A 16,951-nucleotide genomic window follows, 5' to 3' on the forward strand; every position below is an offset into this window, starting at 1 on the left:
TGGTGCTAAGGAAACTTGGGGGCCGCACATCTCATTGATTATAAAGATCTATTCAAAAACAACTGTTGAAGTCGGGCTAAACTTCGCCTGTAAGCACCCCTCGCCGGAGCGCACACGGTGCCACCACGGTATCGTTTGGTGTGATAGGCAATTTCTGCACAAACTGTATGTTTTAGGATGCCGAAAAAACTGCCATCTTCCCATAGAAACAAATTGATTGGTGCGCAGCAGCGCAATTCTATAGCTCCCTCCGACCAGGTAGGCTGGAATGAACTCGTCCAGACGCGGCTTGCTGCGGACGAAGAATTACGGCTTAGACGACGCAAAGGATTGTGAAAAATGGCAGGAAATTCGTTCGCTGAAACGATCAGGTCGGGAAAACCCCAAATCGGCGCCTGGATGCACATTCCACATGTAATCGTCGCAGAGACGCTGGCGCAGACAAGCCTAGATTTTCTTCTGGTCGATGGCGAGCATGCGCCCATTGCGCCTAACGGCCTCTTGGAGATTCTTCCTGCGACCGAACGACACGATATGCCTGTACTCTACAGAGTCGCTTGGAATAGAATTGAACTCATTAAGGCCGCGTTGGATCATGGTGCGAACGGGATCATGGTGCCAATGGTGAACTCTGGTGCCGAAGCCATCGAAGCTGTGTCGTCCGCAAAATATCCGCCTGCGGGAAAGCGCGGGTCCGGGGCGTGGAGAGCATCGAACTACTACCAAAGGGATGCGGAGTATCGCAGGGATGCGAATTCCAGCTTGGCCGTCGTACTTCAGATTGAAACAAGAGAGGCCCTCAACAATCTGGACGACATAGCCTCAACGCCTGGTGTCGACGCGCTCTTCATCGGCCCGGCAGACCTTGCGCTTGCCTTTGGCATGGAACCGGGAAAGCTCACGCCTGAGTTGCTGGATGCCTGTCGGGCAGTCGGGGCTGCCGCTAAAAAGTACCGCATAGGATCGGGTATTGATGTGGGGTCCATAGACGATATCAAGCGATTCCAGGAGCTTGGCCTCAGCTTGTTCACCTACGGAGCGGACTCTGGCTTTGTTCTAGACGGCGGTCGCGCTGTAGCGAAAGATTTCCATAATGCGTTTCTTCTTAGATAGAGCGTCAGTCCAGGTAAGTGCGAGGATTTGGAAATCTTGCTGACACGAGCCGTCAGAGCGCAATACTTCTAGGCCGTAGGTGACAATTTAGCGGCTTGGGATTCCGCTCGATAGGCACGCTTCGGAGGTCAATTGAGGGATTGACGCTATAAGCCCAATGCGGCGGCAGTGTGGATATGATCGGGGCTCGTGGGGCAGGCTCAGCGCCTTGCAACTCGCGGCACGACGGCCGAAGGCCTGAAGGCGATGATCACAAACTGCTCAAGAACACACCTGTATGCCGACTTGGCGTGATCATCGCGGAAGCGCCGTCCCCGAGGGTGATCCAGCCATCCAAGTCGATCAAAACGTGGAAGTTCGATCAGAGCTTTGCACAAACAACCTAGTCAGGGTGTGTAGTGCTGTGTCGACGCAGATTCGTGTGAATGACCCAAAGGCCCTCGAGGCCCTCAAATGGCGTTGCATCGGGCCGGCGAGAGGCGGCCGCGTTGTTGCGGTCGCAGGCGACGCCAACGAGCCGATGGTGTTCTATTTCGGCGCCTGCGCGGGCGGTGTGTGGAAGACGATTGACGGCGGTGTTTATTGGCGCTGCGTATCGGACGGTTTCTTCACGAGCGCCAGTGTTGGCGCGATCGCCGTCGCCCGCTCGGACCCGAATGTCATCTATGCCGGGACGGGTGAGGGAACGATCCGCCTCGACGTCTCTTACGGCGACGGAGTCTACAGGTCGATCGATGCCGGCCGCAGCTGGACTCATTTGGGCCTGAAAGAGACCCGCCATATTGGCAAAATCTGTGTTCATCCGCACCATCCCGACATCGTCTATGTCGCGGCGCTAGGCGATGCGTTCGGGCCGAACGAGGACCGCGGCGTGTTCCGTTCCAAGGATGGCGGCAAGACTTGGCAGAAGATTCTCTACCGCAATCCCGACGCCGGGGCCGTTGACATCTGGATGGATCCCAACAATCCGCGCATCCTGTTCGCCACGACCTGGCAGACGCGGCGGAGCTTCTGGCACCTGAACAGCGGTGGGCCAGGGAGCGGAATTTTTCGGTCACTCGACGGCGGCGACACTTGGGAGGAGCTGTCTGGCCAAAACGGCTTGCCGCCTGGAATCCTCGGCAAGATTGGCGTTTCCGTCTCGGAGGCGCAGCGTGGGCGCGTCTACGCCCTCATAGAGGCGGAGGACGACAAAATCGGGCTTTATAGAACCGACGATTACGGCGACCACTGGATCCACGTCTGTCAGAACCGCGATCTGATGCACCGCCATTGGTACTACACCCCTGTCTTCGCCGATACGGGTCACGCCGATACCGTCTACGTGACCAACTTCCAGATGTGGAAATCGACCGATGGTGGAGTGAACTTCACCGAAGTGATGACGCCTCACGGCGACAACCACGACCTCTGGGTCGACCCGCTCAATCCCAAACGTATGATCGAAGGCAACGATGGCGGTGCCTGCGTCACCTTCAATGGCGGCAGGACTTGGTCCTCGATCTACAATCAGAACACGGCACAATTTTATCGCATCGACGTCGACGGCCGGCACCCTTATCGGGTCTACGCCACGCAGCAGGACAACACCTCGATCTCGGTCCCCAGCGCTACCGAATGGGGCGTAATCGGCCTGGGCGACTGCACCTATCCGGGCACGGGCGAGAGCGGCTTCATCGTTGTTAATCCCGAGGACCCCGATATCGTCTATTGCGGCGCGATCGGCTCAAGCGCAGACGGCGCGGGTCCGCTGCAACGCTATGACCACCGTACGCGGCAGATCCGACTTGTGAATGTCTGGCCGGAAAAGACGACCGGTATCGCGCCGAAGAACATGCGATACCGCTTTGCATGGACCTTCCCGCTCACCTTCTCGCCCCATGATGCAAAGACGCTCTATGCCGGCGGTAACCACGTCTTCCGCAGCCGCGACGAAGGATCGAGCTGGACCGAGATCTCGCCCGATCTTAGCCTCAATGACCTTGCTAGGCAGGACTACTCGGGCGGCCTCTTGACCCGTGAAAACCTGGGTGCGGAGGTCCATGCAACGTGCGCCTCGGTCGTGGAATCCCGGCACCGCAAGGGCGAGATCTGGGCGTCCACCGACGACGGCCTCGTGCATGTGACGCGCAATGGCGGGGCCGAGTGGAGCAACGTTACGCCGAAAGCCATGCCCGAGCTCGCCTATGTTGGGTGCGTCGAAATCTCACCGCATGACGCTGACACCGTTATCTTGCGGCTACGCGCTACAAGCTTGCCGATTACCAGCCTTACCTCTTCCGTACGAAGGACGGTGGCAAGAGCCGGCAGTCGATCGCTGGCGACTTCCGAAGGGCGAGATCACCCGCGTGGTGCGCGCAGATCCGGTGCGTCCAGGCCTACTCTTCGCCGGCACCGAGACCGGGTTTTCTTCAGCCTCGACGATGGCGCGCACTGGTCTCATAAGAAGGCACTAGCCCCGCTCGTGCGACGCCCGACAGCGCGAAATGTACTGGGGTTCGACAATAGCCTCGGAAGCGAGCATCAATATTCGCCCCGAGCTCGAGCGGCGCAGATGCGGCAAGGCAGCCGTCACAAGATTTATCGAAGGTAGAAGCACTCGCTGGACCGCATCTTCGAAATCCTTGGGCATCATGGCCGAGGGTGGTCCGACAGAAACCCGGCCGCAATTCGTCACCAAGACGTCGATACAGTGAAAATGCTCCGCTGTTTCGGCAGCCCAAGCTGCTGCATCAGCGCAGTCGGTCACATCGGTCACGCGCGCCAGCACTTCGGCGCTCGTCTTGCGCAACCGATCCACTGCGCTTTCGAGCCGCCCCGTATCCCGCCCACAAATAGACAGGCGGCAGCCCTCTTTGGCCAACTCCTCAGCGGTGGCCAACCCAAGCCGGTGGAAGCGGCCGAGACCATCGCCACCTTGCCGTCAAGCTCTAAATCCATCTTCACTCCACTTGATATCGCTACCGCTACGCTCTTGGCACAGCTGCAGAAAAAAAAGATCCCCGTACCAAGCGAAAAGCATGTGCCGTGCCAAAGCCAAAGGTCTTCCTAAATCAATACGATACGCGACCGACAAAACATCGGATTTGCTCTTATGTCGGACCCACTACATAGTCACAATGCACTTCGATACGTTGGCCGCGCTGAACAAACCGTTGGCCTGAAAGGAGATCATTCAACTCCGGACCAAGCGGCGGTTTTTCGTCGCCGGACGCGGAACGAAGAGAGTTCGCATGGCAGCTTTTGCCTTCGGAGCGACGATCCGGAGGATGCTCACCAGATAGTTCTGCTCCATTCTTTGGATAGGCCCGTGGTCCGTTCCGGAGAGGCGCGAGAGCCTGCAGGGACAAACATCAGCGCAGGGACGAACGTTGCCGCTCGACCATTCGGCCGAACAGAGAAACTGCCTTGGCCGCCCTCCTTTCTCCCCATAGGCCGTCAGCGGGATCCGTGATCAACATGAGCGGCGCCGGCAGATCGGCGACTTTATTGCGCGAGGCATCGCTGCTCCTGCATTTTCATGCGGGACGCTCGAAAAGGATCCGCGGAAGCTTGCTCATCGCTTTAGAGCCATTAGCGGAGACCCGGACGGTGTCGCTCAACATGTACAGTTCGCCGCGCTCGTAGAAACCAATGTGGATCAGAAAGGTCATGTTGGCCAGGACCTCGGTGTCGTTTTGCGTCCCCAGGCTCGGGCCGTCTAGCCAGTCAAGGCCAACAGAGTAGCCTAGGCGCGAGTCCTTGGTGAGGCCGTACGGCCGGATAGCCGCTTGGAACGCCCGCGCAACATCCGCGCAGGTCGCGCCGGGGCGCAGTGCGTCGACGGCGGCGTGGAATCCCGCCAGTGCACCCTCATGTTGGTTCTTCCGGCGTGGAGTGATGGGGCCGAGATGAGCAGTCCTCGTCATCGGAGCCACATATCGATGCCGGCTGGCACCAATCCCGAGGTAATACTGGTGGCCGAGGGCAAATACGTCGTCAATCCAAAATTGGTGCGGTGCGTTGGCGAACCTTCCACCACGGATGAACGGTGGAGATGGTGGCGGCCCGCCGGGAATGGTCTCGGTCCCGGCGCAGAGAGCTGACAGGATCGCGGCCGCTGCGTCACAATGTCTGGTGCCGACTGAGATCTTGTCGAGGCCAGCCAGCATCGCCCGGTCCGCTATTGCGGCCGCCTCGCTCATATACAAAAGCTCGCGCTCTGACTTAACGAGCCTGCATGCTGCCACCAGGTCACCGGCATCGAGCGGTTCCTGAACTCCCAAAGCGCCGACGAGCTTGTAGTTGAACACGCTCATCCCAGACGCTTCGACGCCAATGCGTGCAGACGCCCCCACCTTGTTCCTCACGAACTGGCCGATCACTTCCCACGCGCTTTGCACACCTGTGCCGGCTACGAAGCTTTCCGCGTACCCGACAACCCGATCCTGCGAGAGCCAGCATCCTGCGTCCGCCGCAGCGTCGGCGTCCATCTTGCGCAGGATGAAATACGGGTCGTCGTCCAACGTCACCAGCACCGCCTGCGGCTCGTCACCGGAGAAGGACTCATACCCCAGGAGATAACACTGATTCGCTGGTGAGATGACCACCAGCGCGTCCATCCCAGCATTGGACATCAAGGTACGTACCTTATCGAGACGAGCCCGATACTCCGACGTCTCAAACGCCTGGACAATGTTCCTGCCGCTCATACAGAACTATTCCTCCAAATTTCGTGGTACGCGCTTATCGAAGGAAATCCTGAGAGAGTTGCGGAAGCCTGTGTAACCACATCGGCGATCAGATAGGCCGCTTCCAGTCGACCTCAAGTCCGCAACCACTCGACGAAATCACGCTGACCGGATTTGCAACTTTGCAACCCCGGTCGGCAAAGGAATTAGGACGTGAACCAGGCCAATTTATACTTTAGCCACTCTCAACTATCGCCCTTAGGGCGTGATGGACCAACCGATCAAGTTGACGGCACGCTCCAGTATAGCCTCGGTACGAGGAAGAGTGGGTGAAGCGGCGATGACATGTCCCAAACAGTCTCTATAGTCGCCTTTTCTGACAACGGGGGTTTTGGGTTGAACATAGAATTTAACTTCAGCGACACCCGATAGAGCAGCTGCCTCTCTGTCCCCCCCGATCCAGTCGAGCGTTCCATCACGGTCAGCAACTAGGAATCGCGCGCCTACCGTCTGCGAACGCCCTTTACGCAAATCCCATTCTTCCCCTGTGGCAAGCTTAATGTGCGCCGTGATCAGATCAACGTCGTAGGCCAGATGAACCATCTGGGGATTTGGTGAGCCATGAAGGCGTGGATTGACCTCAATGACAACTGGGCCACGCTTCGTCCACCGAAATTCAATGCCCGCTGGCCCCCAGTCGAGGCCGAGCGCGCGCACAGAGCTCAGCGAAATGTCGGCTAAACGCTCATGCTCGCCATCACTCAGCGGTGCTGGGTAAGTCGCCCCACGATAGACGAAATGCGGTGGAGGGCCGAAGTCAAGGGTAGCGATCGCAATGACCTCGCTTCCCATTACGTCAGCGCAGTAATGAGAACCTTGTGCGAATTCTTCGACCAGTATCCTTGGCGAGAGGCGCGACCTATGCGCGCCCAATAGATGCATCGTATGGTCGGCTACCTCGGTGGCAGTGCGGCACAATCGGACACCGACGCTCCCGCTGCCTGATGCTGGCTTTAGAATCACCGGTAAGCCGATCTCCGCGGCCGCGCTTTCAACCTCTGTCTCATTGGTCGCCAAGCGATAAGCTGGTATCGGAACGCCTGAGGCCGCGAGGAGTTGACGCTGAGTGTATTTATCGCAGCATTGTTCAATAGCTTCCGGGTTCGGTCCCGGCAGATCGAAATGACGGCAGAGCTTGCCAACTGTCGCATAAAACGAGTCAGCAGCGCTCGTGATGCCAGCAATTTCATAGGTCTTTTGGAGCCGGGAACATTCTCTGAGCAGCGCATTCAGATCGTTTGTATCGACACGGATTGTTTCGACGCCTTTTGCCGCGAAATGGTCATGCTGACTTGGATCGGCCGAAAGGGTAATCGGCTGAAGACCAAGACGCTGAGCAGACTGGACGTAGAGCAGGCCCGAGCCCATTACCGTGCCTCCAATCAGGACCAGCGCTTTTGCCATCGGGTGTGGACTCCTGCTGCCGTCAGAGGTCTGATGGAGGGGCAGCTTTTTGCAGCCGCCCTTGACCTCAGACATTGCCGCGAGGCTACCATCGTCACCGATTTTGCGGCGTTAAGAATCTGCGAATTTTATATGCGAGTTTGTTACAGCGGCGTTGCCGTTCGCGAGTCCACCAGCGGTGCTGCATAGGGGCTTCCGCCGGGTCACCCCTTGGTTCGAGACGATACCGACCCGGTGTAGCGGGAGCCGCGTACATAGACCAAACATCAGAGGCTGCCGCCATTCTCGACGGAGTGGTGTCCTATTTGACGGTCGTCGACCCGCGTCACGGCCTTGCGGGTCAGCGTCTGGAACTCGTTTCGTCTCGGTCTGCGCGCGCTCCGGCTTTCGTCTCGTTCGACTACCTGACGGACGACGCCGTTTAATCCGACGCGCAGTGACCGACTTTGCCGTGGCGTCCGCAGCTGCTGGCCAACCGCACGCCAGCAGACTCGAGGCGATCATCCTAGATTTGTCGTTGGAGCTGCCCGCCTTCAGCCAGATCCGCATCGCCAACGGGGAGCGCAAGCTCGGCCACTCGACTTCGCCGGCCGGCGTGCGTGGGGTGTGAGAGCGCCATGAGACCATGAAAGAGCGTCTCAAGGCGCTAGAGGCCAAAGGGTCGCGCAGGAAGGTGCCACCGAGAGCCCGCTTGCGGCGCTGAGAAAGGCTGGAGTGAACCCCGTGAGCTGGACCAGGCGGGGCCGAAAAGCTGATACGTTCGATGGGCCTTGAACGGAGAAGGCTCATGAAGTCACGCGGTCCATACCGTCGGCACTCGACGCAATTCAAACTGCAGCTCTGCCAAGACATCCGCGGCGGCGTCATCGGACGTCGCGATGCCCACCGCACATATAGCGTCTTGGCAAACCTCATTCAGCTTTGGCTGACACAGTTCGACCGGGGCGAAATAAATGACGAGGAAGCCGAGGCCAGCGTCATCGCAGAATACGAAAACGCGCATCGCGGCTCTCGAGCGCAAGGTCGGCCAACTCACGATGGAGTTGGACCTTGCCAAAAAACGCCGCGCCAACCGACCGCCGGCGACAGCGAGAGATCCTTCATCGTCACCGGCCCTCGGCCTGCGCCGTCAGGCGGGGGTGCGAAGTGATCGATCTGCCAAGAAGCACCTTTTACTATCGTGCCACGACCAGAACGGCCAAACTCTCGGATATGGAACTCGTCACCATCATCGAGGACATCCAGGACGAACTGCCCTGCTACGGCTATCGGCGGGTGACACACGAGTTGCGCAGGCGCGGGCACCTGGTCAACCATAAGATCCGGCAGCAATGTCCTGGCCTTTTTATAGGCCGGCCAGAAGCCCCAGGGCGACGGGTCCCTTGGACCGCCCCTCGCGCTCCCGACCAACCTGCAAGCTACAAAAAAATCGGCGGCCGAGGGAGCGATCGGCCACCGAGAATTTTTTAGCTCGTTGGTAGAGGCGGTTCCTGTGGTCAGCTTTTCGCAGGAACAGCGCAGGCCTTATTGACCCACCCGTCGAACTGCGACTGATGCGCGGCAATCCAAGCCTCGGCGTGGTGCTGAACATCTTCGACGGAGCTTTCCCCGTTTTTCTGTCGCATCGCTTCCGCCGAAAGATCATTGATATCGATAGTGATATTTTCAAAAAGGGTCTTCACGGGCGGATTGTCGGCGAGGAACTTGTTGTTGACTAGGAAGCTGGCGTAATCGATGCCGAATCCCAAGTTCTTGCCCTGATAGTCCGTGTACAACGCATCGTCGCCTTTGGTCTTCGGCACGTCCAGCCATTCCACATCCTTGCCGGGGACGAGAACGCCCGACACCCAATACGGGACCCAGGTAAAGTAGAAGATCGGCTTGCCTGCTTTGTATCGCGCGATGACATCGGCCATCAGAGCGTCATAGGAGCCCTGGTTGTGGGTAACGGTGTCGCGCAGGCCCAACGCGGTGAGATAGTGCTCGATAGTCTTCTCGCAGCCCCAACCCGGCGTACACCCGGCGAGATCGGCCTTACCGTTGCTATCGGCATCAAACCGGGCGGCGACAGCCTTGTCCTTGAAATCAGTAAGATTATGAACGCCTTCGTCATAGCTCTTCTTGTCGACGAGCAGGCCTTGCACGGCGCCCTGCACGACCTTGCCGACGATCGTCACCTTTTCGGCGCCACCGACCTTGTCATAAAAGCTTTTGTGCAGGAGGTTCCAGTAGGCGGCCGTGAAATCGCCGTCGCCATTGGCCAGCGAAATAAACAGGGCGGCGTATTCGGTTTCAAGCGGCTCGGCGACCTTGTAGCCCATTTTCTCCAAAGCCGTGTAGACCACCTTGTGGGTGAACTTCTCCACCATGCTCGCGCTGGCTTCCATCGGCCGGACTTCGCGGCCCTCACCGACCTTGCAGTCCGCGCTGGCGATTCCTGTGGCTGCGGTGAGCACAAGTGCTGAAAGTAGTGATTGTCTGTACATTGGTTCCCCTTTTCGTTGACAATAGTCTGGTTTTTGAATTCAAATCCGGCGCGATACACCCGGCAGGACTCGTCAGCCGGACGGCATCGCCTGCATCCCCGTCGCCGGACTCAAAGGGCCAGAAGCAACGTCCAGTGTTTTGCCACTCCCCATGGCTGGACCGGGACATGTTCGAGGCCAGAGAGTTGCGTCGGTCAGAAACGCTACCGGCGCGGACACCGCAAAACAACCGTAGAAAAAGTCATGTTCCGCAAGACCAAAATGTTATCAGGGACGTAGGCTACGGATTATAAATCGGGTGCTTTTGACGGATGGCGCTTCGGAATCGTGACAGGGTTGGCCGGTCGCGCCTGAATAACGCGGCATCCAATGACGTCCACGGTGCGACGGCGAGATATAGCCGGGATTAAACCGGCGGATAGGAGGGACCGCCGGAGGCCGCGGCAACCGGACATTGCTGCCTCAACCAGTCGGTGAACGTCGCGGACGCCAGGGATGGAGTCTTCAGGTTGCTAAGTGTAAGGTAGTAGCTGCCGGACGCCGGGATTTCCAAGCTCGTGAACCTGACGAGTTTGCCATCGGCAATCAGCGATTGTACGAGCCGATGCGAGGCCAGGGCGACCCCCATATTGGCGGAAGCTGCAGCCACGGCTGCGCTGAACCGGCTAAACCGGCGGCCTTCGCCGGTTCCATAAGGGATCCGGAACATCCGGAAGACATCGGGCCAGTCAATCCATTTCGGGTTGACCCAGTCAACATGGAGAAGCGGAAGCTCGGAAAGCTGGTCGGGCGACGTCGCGGCATGATTTCGCGCGAACTCGGATCCGCAGACCGGGTAAAGCGTGTCATCGAATATAAATTCGGCCGTCTCGTCGGGCCAGATTCCCGAGCCGTAGCGGATCCGCAGGTCGATCTCGGTGCGCCTGTAGTCGCGCGCTTCATCCGAAATCAGGTGATCAATGACAATGTCAGGGTACTTCGCCCAGAACTCCACCATCCGCGGCAGCAACCACAGCGTGGCGAAGGCATCAGAACAGGCAACCGTGACAGTATTCGAACCGCCGCCGCGTTTAATAGTGCGTACCGCTGCCGACATATTGGAGAAGCTGGTCGCGACGGCGCTGTAAAGGTCTTCCCCAGCGCTCGTCAGGACAACCCCCGCACCCAGCCGGACAAACAAAGGGATACCGAGTTCGTCCTCAATGGCCTTGATCTGCCGGCTGACCGCCCCTGGAGTGACATTCAGTTCTGTCCCGGCACGCGTGAACGACACGTGCCGGGCCGACGTTTCGAACACTCGCAGGGCCGTCAGGGAGGGAAGTTCATAGCTCCAGCGTGGCATGCGACGTGACCTTCATGGTCGGCCAAGGTGCATGACCGACAGGTTGCCAGAAACTGCTGGCGGCAGTCGGCGCAGGACTTAGACGACGTCGACCTGAAGTGCTTGGGTCGACGGCGGCGCAAAAGGCTCAGCGCTTCGGAAGCGCTCGAGAACATTGCGGGTCACGCGGGACACGCCGTTGTCATACCCATCGATCGGCAGGCTCATGCACCAGGATATCGAACCCACGGAGAATACCGCTCCTCCGCCGTTGGTTTCGAAGAAAACGATGTCGGATCGCACGTTTTCATTTTCACTCCCGCCGATCATCCAGTGCATCGCGCCGAACTCTTCCTTCGCGTATACCATATAATCGGTGTGATTAGTGGACGTTGCGACCACGACCGCATGTTTGGGCGATCCCAAGTCCACGTCGTAGCGATCCAACTCTTGTCCTGCAGCACCGTTGCCGGACAGGCCGTAGTTCCCGAGAAGGGCATCCCTGTCGATACCCGCCAGGATGAAGTCTACCCGGGAGTTGGCACTCTCCGGCTTCCATTGATAATAGGAACTTGACTGGAAGCCTTGGGCACAAAAGCCGATTCCAACCAGCTGGTTAGGGGTGCGGTCCTGGCGGCGCCACAGCCCGCCAAATTCGCCGGTCGAGCTCATGAAGTACTCACCCGGTTCCGCTGACCACGTTCGCGAACCGTCTTCGGCCCGTCGGACCTCGATCAAGCCGGGAAGCGTCGGGTGGAACGCCGTTCTCCAGTAGAAGCCGTTGCCACCCAGATACATCAGACGGCCGCCGCGGCCGAGATGGGTCCTCAGGGCGTCCCACATCGCCAGCGACACATACTCGGGATGACATCCCGTAAGCACCACGCGGTAAGGCGCCAAGAGGCTCTCGCCTTCCCGATGGAGATCCTCGTCGGTGATCACATCCGCCTGGATGCCCATGACGTCGAGCCATCCGGTCAGGTATCCGTCGCCGCCAAAAGACCAATATTTCGCGTTCGGCGACATGTTCAGTACCGGCCGCAGCCGCGAGGAGTAACACACGCCGCTGCCATCGGTATGCATGTCGTAGAGCGACTTGCCGTAGTCCAGATGTTCGTCGAGAAAAACGTCATCCTCTCCGAAAATCGGCAGGCTGCCCATGCTCATTTCATCTAGAGCGTCTCGCGCGATGAATCTCTGGTTGGCGTAGGCCATGTAGGTGGCCGTGGACGCAAGGTAAGCCACTTCAGAGGTGGCCTGCCCCGTCGGCGGTCGTACGAAGAAAACAACATAAGCCGGAGTGGCGCCGTCGGCATCAAGGCGAGCGGCATAAACGCCACTCTCAAGCCCTTCCGGCACCCTGAATGAGAAGTCCGTGGACCACTTTGCGTCGTAAAGGTCGTCCTCGTGGAAATGGATCGCGCCATACTCGCGCGGGGCGGATCGCCAATCATGAAATGCGCCGGTCCAGTTGTGGCCTTTCATGGCCCTGGTCGGCATGTTGATCAGAATACCGTCAAGACCATTGCCTGAGACATCCTTGATGAGATCAGAGCCCTGCTCAACACTAAAGTCCCAGGCGGCGATTAAGTGTTGCTGCCAGGCAATGTCGAGGGCGCCATCGCGCAGCACGGCGACTTCGTCGAACGGGAGGGCGCAAGCGTACAGCTTCGGGGAATCGATCTTTCCGTTATAATGGCCGTCGGACACCGTACCCTCTGAGCTGCGGGATACGGCATGAGCAGCGAGCAGAAACGCTGACTTTGTCCGGCGACCTAGGCCCGCGGACAGTTCAAAGCGTCGCGTTTCCACGAGCTCAAGATCACCCACATCGCCGCGCAGGCTTTGATGCAGGATCAACGCGCACTCCTTGTGGCTGTAGCTGGCCACGACCAACATCCACCGCCGCTCGGGCAACGGGGTATCGAGGGACACCGCCGTTACATTGCCTTCGCCATCGCCTAGTCTTACCGTCAGGCGACTGAACTCGTCGATCTCCACCGCGAATCCGTTGCGTCGGTCTTCCTGCCATGTCCCGCCGATCGTTTGGCGCTTCTGTCCCGGAAGCGTGGGCCAGATCCATGCAGTGAACGTGAAGTCTTCCATTCCGGAAAAGGCGGTTGCGTGCTCGACCTGGCCATACGAGCCGATATGGATCGGTTGCAGTCTCCCGGGGTATACTCCGTTAAACGGTGCGTCGAGATCACGCTCGACCATAGCGGCGGCCTGGGGGTGGTCTTCGGTGGTGATCAGCCTCACCAGACGGGCCGAAAACGACTTAGCCTCGCCGAGCGAACTGACTTTGAAGTCGACAACGTCCCCCGGCTTCGCACTGAGGATGTTGGCATAGCCCGACAACGTCCTCATGCGTCGTCTCCATCCGGAAGCTCGGTTCCAAAATGTTGCAACCAGCGCTGGCGGAATACGTACCATTCCGCCGAGCCCAGATCATCGAAGATCACATCCTCATGTCTTACCAAGGGACGCCCCGGTATTCCCGTCAGGGTCACGAGCATCCAACGCCGGTTTTGCTCGATTGTAAGCAAGGCGTGTTTCCCGGGGATTGGAAAACTCCGAAACGTCCGTAGGAGACGTTGCAGGTTCGGGCTGTGGTGCCCGAACGGTGCCCGGCGGAATTCGGCGGCCAGATGGAGTGACTCTAAGGGGTCTGCAAGGTTCATACGTTTCACCGGCGCCTAAGCGACCGCAGTGGTTTCGCGCTTGAGTTCGTTGCCGACGACGGCGTCAATGGAGGCCTCGATGATACTCAAGCCTTCGTCGATCAAGTCGTCTGAAAGAGTTAACGGCACCAGAAGCCGGATCACGTTGAAGTGGCGACCGGCGGAGACCAGAAACAAGCCCCGGCTCGCTGCTTCTTTGATGATTTTTGCGGTCATGGCGCGAGCAGGCTTGCTGACGTCGTCGTTTTCAATGAACTCGACACCCACCATGGCACCAAGGCCACGAATGTCACCAATAGCCGACCGGTTCGATCGCTGCCTGATCCGTTCGAACCCCGCCTTGAACCTGTCGCCGATCTCATTTGCACGGGGGAGCAGCTTCTCATCGTCCAAGACGTCCAGAACCGCCAAGGCGGCCGCGCAGGCCAACGGATTCGCAGCGTAGGTGCCGCCCAGGCCGCCAGCGTCAACGCAATCCATAAGATCGGCCTTGCCCACGACTGCCGAAATCGGGAGGCCGGCGCCCAGGCTTTTGCCCATCGCAATCAAGTCGGGTTCGACACCGCTGTGCTCGACGGCAAAGAGGCGGCCGGTACGCCCGAATCCGGACTGGACCTCGTCGACGATGAGGACAATGCCGTTGCGGTCGCAGACCCGCCGCAGACCTTCCATGAACTCAGACGGGGCGGGGACAAACCCGCCTTCACCCTGGAGGGGCTCGATGACCAAGGCAGCCACTGCGGCAGCTTCAATTTCCGTTTCGAAGACGGTGTCCAAAGCCGAAAGGCAATGTTCCACGCTAAGCCCGTGGTAAAGGTCAGGGAAGGGGGCGCGATAGATGCCGCCGGGGAACGGGCCGAACAGTTCCTTGTATGGCTTCACCTTACCCGTCATGGCCATGGTCAGGAGTGTGCGTCCATGGAATGAACCGCCGAATACAATGATGCCGTGGCGCTTCGTATAGGCACGAGCGATCTTCACGGCATTCTCGACAGCTTCGGCACCGGTGGCGACCAGAAGGGTTTTGGCCGTTCCGCCGACCTTGCAAAGGGCGTTTAAGCGCTCAGCCACAGCTATGTAGCCTTCATAAGGAATGTTGCCAAAGTAGGTGTGGCTGAACTTTGTCAGTTGTTCCTGCACCGCAGCGACAATTCGGGGGTGCGAGTGACCCACGGCCAACGCGCCGGCCCCCCCCACGAAGTCGATATAACGCCGACCCTCAACATCCCACACTTCTGCGTTTTTACCGCGGTCAGCATAGATGGGGTTCGAGCAAGAAACGCCTGCCGGGAGAGCTGCCTTCCGCCGCTCATCCAAAGTCTTATTGGAAGCCATATCGCAAATTCCCCTATGCACGGCGGCAGCCCGCTGGTTGACTCGAATAATACGCAGCTTGAGATGTGCCAGCGTATCGGTTTGTTGTTTCGCATAAAACCATTATGGCCATGCGCAGTGAACTTCAATCGGCCGTACCGAGCAAAAAAATCAAACTGTTGTTTACAGCAATTCACATCATCTGTTCGTCAGCATTATTCGTTCCGCTCGTTTGATGGCCTTTCGTTATCGGGACGGAATGCTGCCGCGTTTGGAGGATAACCGAGATCCTAAGGTTACGTCCCAGCGCGTTGGTCCGACGCGCATCGGGACCGACCCGGCCAAATCCCGTAGCGGACGGTCGAAGTCGGCCAACTCCTCGCCGGGACCGCTACGATGGAAGCCATGTCACTTGCCATCCACGCTATCTGTGCGAAAAAGCCAAAACAACCGGATAAAAACTCATGTAGCACAGCAGCTTAAGTTATCGAGCAAAGACTTTCTGACACGCGGGCATCGAGCAAAATCAGGATACGGCAAAGTTCAATAACCTAGAATATTTAATCATAACAATCACTTAGTGCACATAATCGATCTTAGAGGGCACTGGTGCAATTCAAGTCCGATCTCACCGGACATCCCCCGGCCTGCATTGTCCTCGATTTGGTCGGCGACTGTCGACGTGGACCATCGTGCGGCGCCCACCGTGATTATGCCTTGGCAGCTCACCTTTTCAGCCGATTGCTTTCGTCATTTGGGTCGCCGGCATGGTTATAAAATCGCAAGACGCTGAAATGCGTAGGTCATTCCAATTTCAGTTCCGCGCTCAGACCAGACGCGAAGGAGCCCTTTGACAAGGCTGACAATCCCCAAGGCTAACCTGGTTGACATAGATTTCCGCATTGAATCTTCGTCAGTTTGTTTTGGCTTCAACAACGACGGCCTGAGGCCGGCTAAGCGAGATCGCCGCACCAGCCAGGCAGATGGCGAGCCCCCCAATCTTGGCCGCAGTAACAGGTTCATCGAAGAAGATCGCTGAAATCGCAATCGTGACGACCGGAGTAAGGTAAAGGACCGTGCCAACATGGACGGCCGAAGAGCGGCGAAGACTGAGCCAGTAGAACCCGTAGGCACCCACGGTTGAGAAGATGATAAACCAGCCGACCACGAACCAGAATGATGGATCCAGGAACGGCGGTGGAAGCCCCACATCCATCCACGCCAAGGGGCAGAACAACATTGCGCAGCATGCGCTTTGGATGCCAATTCCTGGTAGGATAGGGGTATCGTCTGCGACAGCTTTGGCGACCACTGTTGCCGTAACGATTCCAGCTGTCCCGAGGATCGTCAAAGCGTAAGCGAGTGCCGGTGCGGCCAAACCACCGTAACCGCCCGCAAGGGATACACCAATAACGGCCACAGCCAGCCCGACCCATTCCCGCACAGTGACCCGCTCGCCCAATAAGGGGCCGGCCACAGCGGCGGTTAGCAAGGGCTGCATGGCATAGATAATCGCGACGGTTCCGGCAGGCACGCCCATGTCGATCGCGACGATAGCACAACCGATCTGGAGGAACATCGCGCAGACGCCCAACACCCCGTTGACCCATAACGCGCGGAGACCGCTTCTGAGCACGTAACGCACTGACATTGGCGCCAGCACCAGCGTGATAAGCAAAAAGCGCCAGAACAGCACCAGCATGACCGACTCTGTTTCTGACGCGAGTTTGGCGCCGATATAGCCCGAGCTCCACATTGCCACGAGGCCGAGATCTAAAAGGGCTAGACGATAGTTGAAAAGCTTTTTCATAAATCTTTGCGTGCGTGAAACGTGCCTTCGCCGGGGGTGAAGGCCAGGGGCTGCCTCATCAGGTGCCAAGGCGACGGGCAGATCAACTACGG

12 protein-coding genes and 1 pseudogene are annotated in these 16,951 nt (G+C 58.4%); 4 read left to right on the top strand and 9 right to left on the bottom strand.

What is annotated here, in order from left to right; all coding sequences use genetic code 11:
- Window positions 1-339: 339 nt before the first annotated feature.
- Together ACWGTI_RS28840 and ACWGTI_RS28845 are read left to right on the top strand one after the other, a co-directional pair.
- Window positions 340-1,113 (top strand): HpcH/HpaI aldolase family protein, encoded by a 774-nt coding sequence (locus tag ACWGTI_RS28840; RefSeq protein WP_454590186.1) that lies wholly within the window; start codon window positions 340-342, stop codon window positions 1,111-1,113.
- Window positions 1,114-1,633: 520 nt separating this feature from the next.
- Entirely contained in the window at window positions 1,634-3,706 is a 2,073-nt protein-coding gene (locus tag ACWGTI_RS28845) for a WD40/YVTN/BNR-like repeat-containing protein (RefSeq protein ID WP_454590223.1), read from the top strand.
- Here the strand turns inward: ACWGTI_RS28845 and ACWGTI_RS28850 are convergent.
- The 3 genes and pseudogenes from ACWGTI_RS28850 to ACWGTI_RS28860 form a co-directional block, all read right to left on the bottom strand.
- Window positions 3,668-3,994: pseudogene (locus ACWGTI_RS28850) on the bottom strand (SDR family NAD(P)-dependent oxidoreductase); the annotation flags it as partial. The gene ACWGTI_RS28845 and the pseudogene ACWGTI_RS28850 sit on opposite strands and share 39 nt — an antisense overlap.
- Window positions 3,995-4,631: 637 nt before the next feature.
- Complete coding sequence (locus ACWGTI_RS28855; protein WP_454590187.1) at window positions 4,632-5,804, bottom strand: M24 family metallopeptidase; 1,173 nt, start codon at window positions 5,802-5,804, stop codon at window positions 4,632-4,634.
- A 237-nt stretch (window positions 5,805-6,041) separates the two neighbouring features.
- The gene (locus tag ACWGTI_RS28860; protein WP_454590188.1) at window positions 6,042-7,247 is read right to left on the bottom strand and encodes an ATP-grasp domain-containing protein; all 1,206 of its coding nucleotides are present in this window, start codon (window positions 7,245-7,247) and stop codon (window positions 6,042-6,044) included.
- 436 nt (window positions 7,248-7,683) lie between these two features.
- On the opposite strand from ACWGTI_RS28860, the gene ACWGTI_RS28865 reads away from it, so the two are divergent.
- Window positions 7,684-7,857 (top strand): hypothetical protein, encoded by a 174-nt coding sequence (locus ACWGTI_RS28865; RefSeq protein WP_454590189.1) that lies wholly within the window; start codon window positions 7,684-7,686, stop codon window positions 7,855-7,857.
- 183 nt (window positions 7,858-8,040) lie between these two features.
- Here the strand turns inward: ACWGTI_RS28865 and ACWGTI_RS28870 are convergent, their stop codons facing one another.
- Window positions 8,041-8,250: a hypothetical protein gene (locus tag ACWGTI_RS28870; protein WP_454590190.1), complete on the bottom strand. Its 210-nt coding sequence runs from the start codon at window positions 8,248-8,250 to the stop codon at window positions 8,041-8,043.
- A gap of 209 nt (window positions 8,251-8,459) precedes the next feature.
- On the opposite strand from ACWGTI_RS28870, the gene ACWGTI_RS28875 reads away from it, so the two are divergent.
- Window positions 8,460-8,717 carry an IS3 family transposase gene (locus ACWGTI_RS28875; protein WP_454590224.1) on the top strand — a complete coding sequence of 86 codons (258 nt, stop codon included), beginning with the start codon at window positions 8,460-8,462 and terminating at the stop codon, window positions 8,715-8,717.
- Between the two features lie 26 nt (window positions 8,718-8,743).
- Here the strand turns inward: ACWGTI_RS28875 and proX are convergent, their stop codons facing one another.
- The 5 genes from proX to ACWGTI_RS28900 all read right to left on the bottom strand — a co-directional run bounded on the left by proX (window position 8,744) and on the right by ACWGTI_RS28900 (window position 16,859).
- Complete coding sequence (gene proX / locus ACWGTI_RS28880) at window positions 8,744-9,733, bottom strand: glycine betaine/L-proline ABC transporter substrate-binding protein ProX (protein WP_454590191.1); 990 nt, start codon at window positions 9,731-9,733, stop codon at window positions 8,744-8,746.
- Window positions 9,734-10,139: 406 nt separating this feature from the next.
- Window positions 10,140-11,075, bottom strand: a complete 936-nt coding sequence (locus tag ACWGTI_RS28885) for a LysR substrate-binding domain-containing protein (protein WP_454590192.1) — start codon at window positions 11,073-11,075, stop codon at window positions 10,140-10,142.
- 78 nt (window positions 11,076-11,153) lie between these two features.
- Window positions 11,154-13,421 carry a N,N-dimethylformamidase beta subunit family domain-containing protein gene (locus tag ACWGTI_RS28890; RefSeq protein ID WP_454590193.1) on the bottom strand — a complete coding sequence of 756 codons (2,268 nt, stop codon included), beginning with the start codon at window positions 13,419-13,421 and terminating at the stop codon, window positions 11,154-11,156.
- Window positions 13,422-13,750: 329 nt separating this feature from the next.
- The gene (gabT, locus tag ACWGTI_RS28895) at window positions 13,751-15,070 is read right to left on the bottom strand and encodes a 4-aminobutyrate--2-oxoglutarate transaminase (RefSeq protein WP_454590194.1); all 1,320 of its coding nucleotides are present in this window, start codon (window positions 15,068-15,070) and stop codon (window positions 13,751-13,753) included.
- Window positions 15,071-15,962: 892 nt separating this feature from the next.
- Window positions 15,963-16,859 carry a DMT family transporter gene (locus ACWGTI_RS28900; protein ID WP_454590195.1) on the bottom strand — a complete coding sequence of 299 codons (897 nt, stop codon included), beginning with the start codon at window positions 16,857-16,859 and terminating at the stop codon, window positions 15,963-15,965.
- Window positions 16,860-16,951 lie beyond the last annotated feature (92 nt).

Source organism: Mesorhizobium sp. ArgA1 (assembly GCF_053714375.1).

Excerpts from the sequence above, each read along its gene's own strand:
- ACWGTI_RS28840 (WP_454590186.1), top strand. The coding sequence starts at position 340 with ATGGCAGGAAATTCGTTCGCTGAAACGATCAGGTCGGGAAAACCCCAA.
- ACWGTI_RS28845 (WP_454590223.1), top strand. The coding sequence starts at position 1,634 with ATGGTGTTCTATTTCGGCGCCTGCGCGGGCGGTGTGTGGAAGACGATT.
- ACWGTI_RS28855 (WP_454590187.1), bottom strand. The coding sequence starts at position 5,804 with ATGAGCGGCAGGAACATTGTCCAGGCGTTTGAGACGTCGGAGTATCGG.
- ACWGTI_RS28860 (WP_454590188.1), bottom strand. The coding sequence starts at position 7,247 with ATGGCAAAAGCGCTGGTCCTGATTGGAGGCACGGTAATGGGCTCGGGC.
- ACWGTI_RS28870 (WP_454590190.1), bottom strand. The coding sequence starts at position 8,250 with ATGCGCGTTTTCGTATTCTGCGATGACGCTGGCCTCGGCTTCCTCGTC.
- ACWGTI_RS28875 (WP_454590224.1), top strand. The coding sequence starts at position 8,460 with ATGGAACTCGTCACCATCATCGAGGACATCCAGGACGAACTGCCCTGC.
- proX (WP_454590191.1), bottom strand. The coding sequence starts at position 9,733 with ATGTACAGACAATCACTACTTTCAGCACTTGTGCTCACCGCAGCCACA.
- ACWGTI_RS28885 (WP_454590192.1), bottom strand. The coding sequence starts at position 11,075 with ATGCCACGCTGGAGCTATGAACTTCCCTCCCTGACGGCCCTGCGAGTG.
- ACWGTI_RS28890 (WP_454590193.1), bottom strand. The coding sequence starts at position 13,421 with ATGAGGACGTTGTCGGGCTATGCCAACATCCTCAGTGCGAAGCCGGGG.
- gabT (WP_454590194.1), bottom strand. The coding sequence starts at position 15,070 with ATGGCTTCCAATAAGACTTTGGATGAGCGGCGGAAGGCAGCTCTCCCG.
- ACWGTI_RS28900 (WP_454590195.1), bottom strand. The coding sequence starts at position 16,859 with ATGAAAAAGCTTTTCAACTATCGTCTAGCCCTTTTAGATCTCGGCCTC.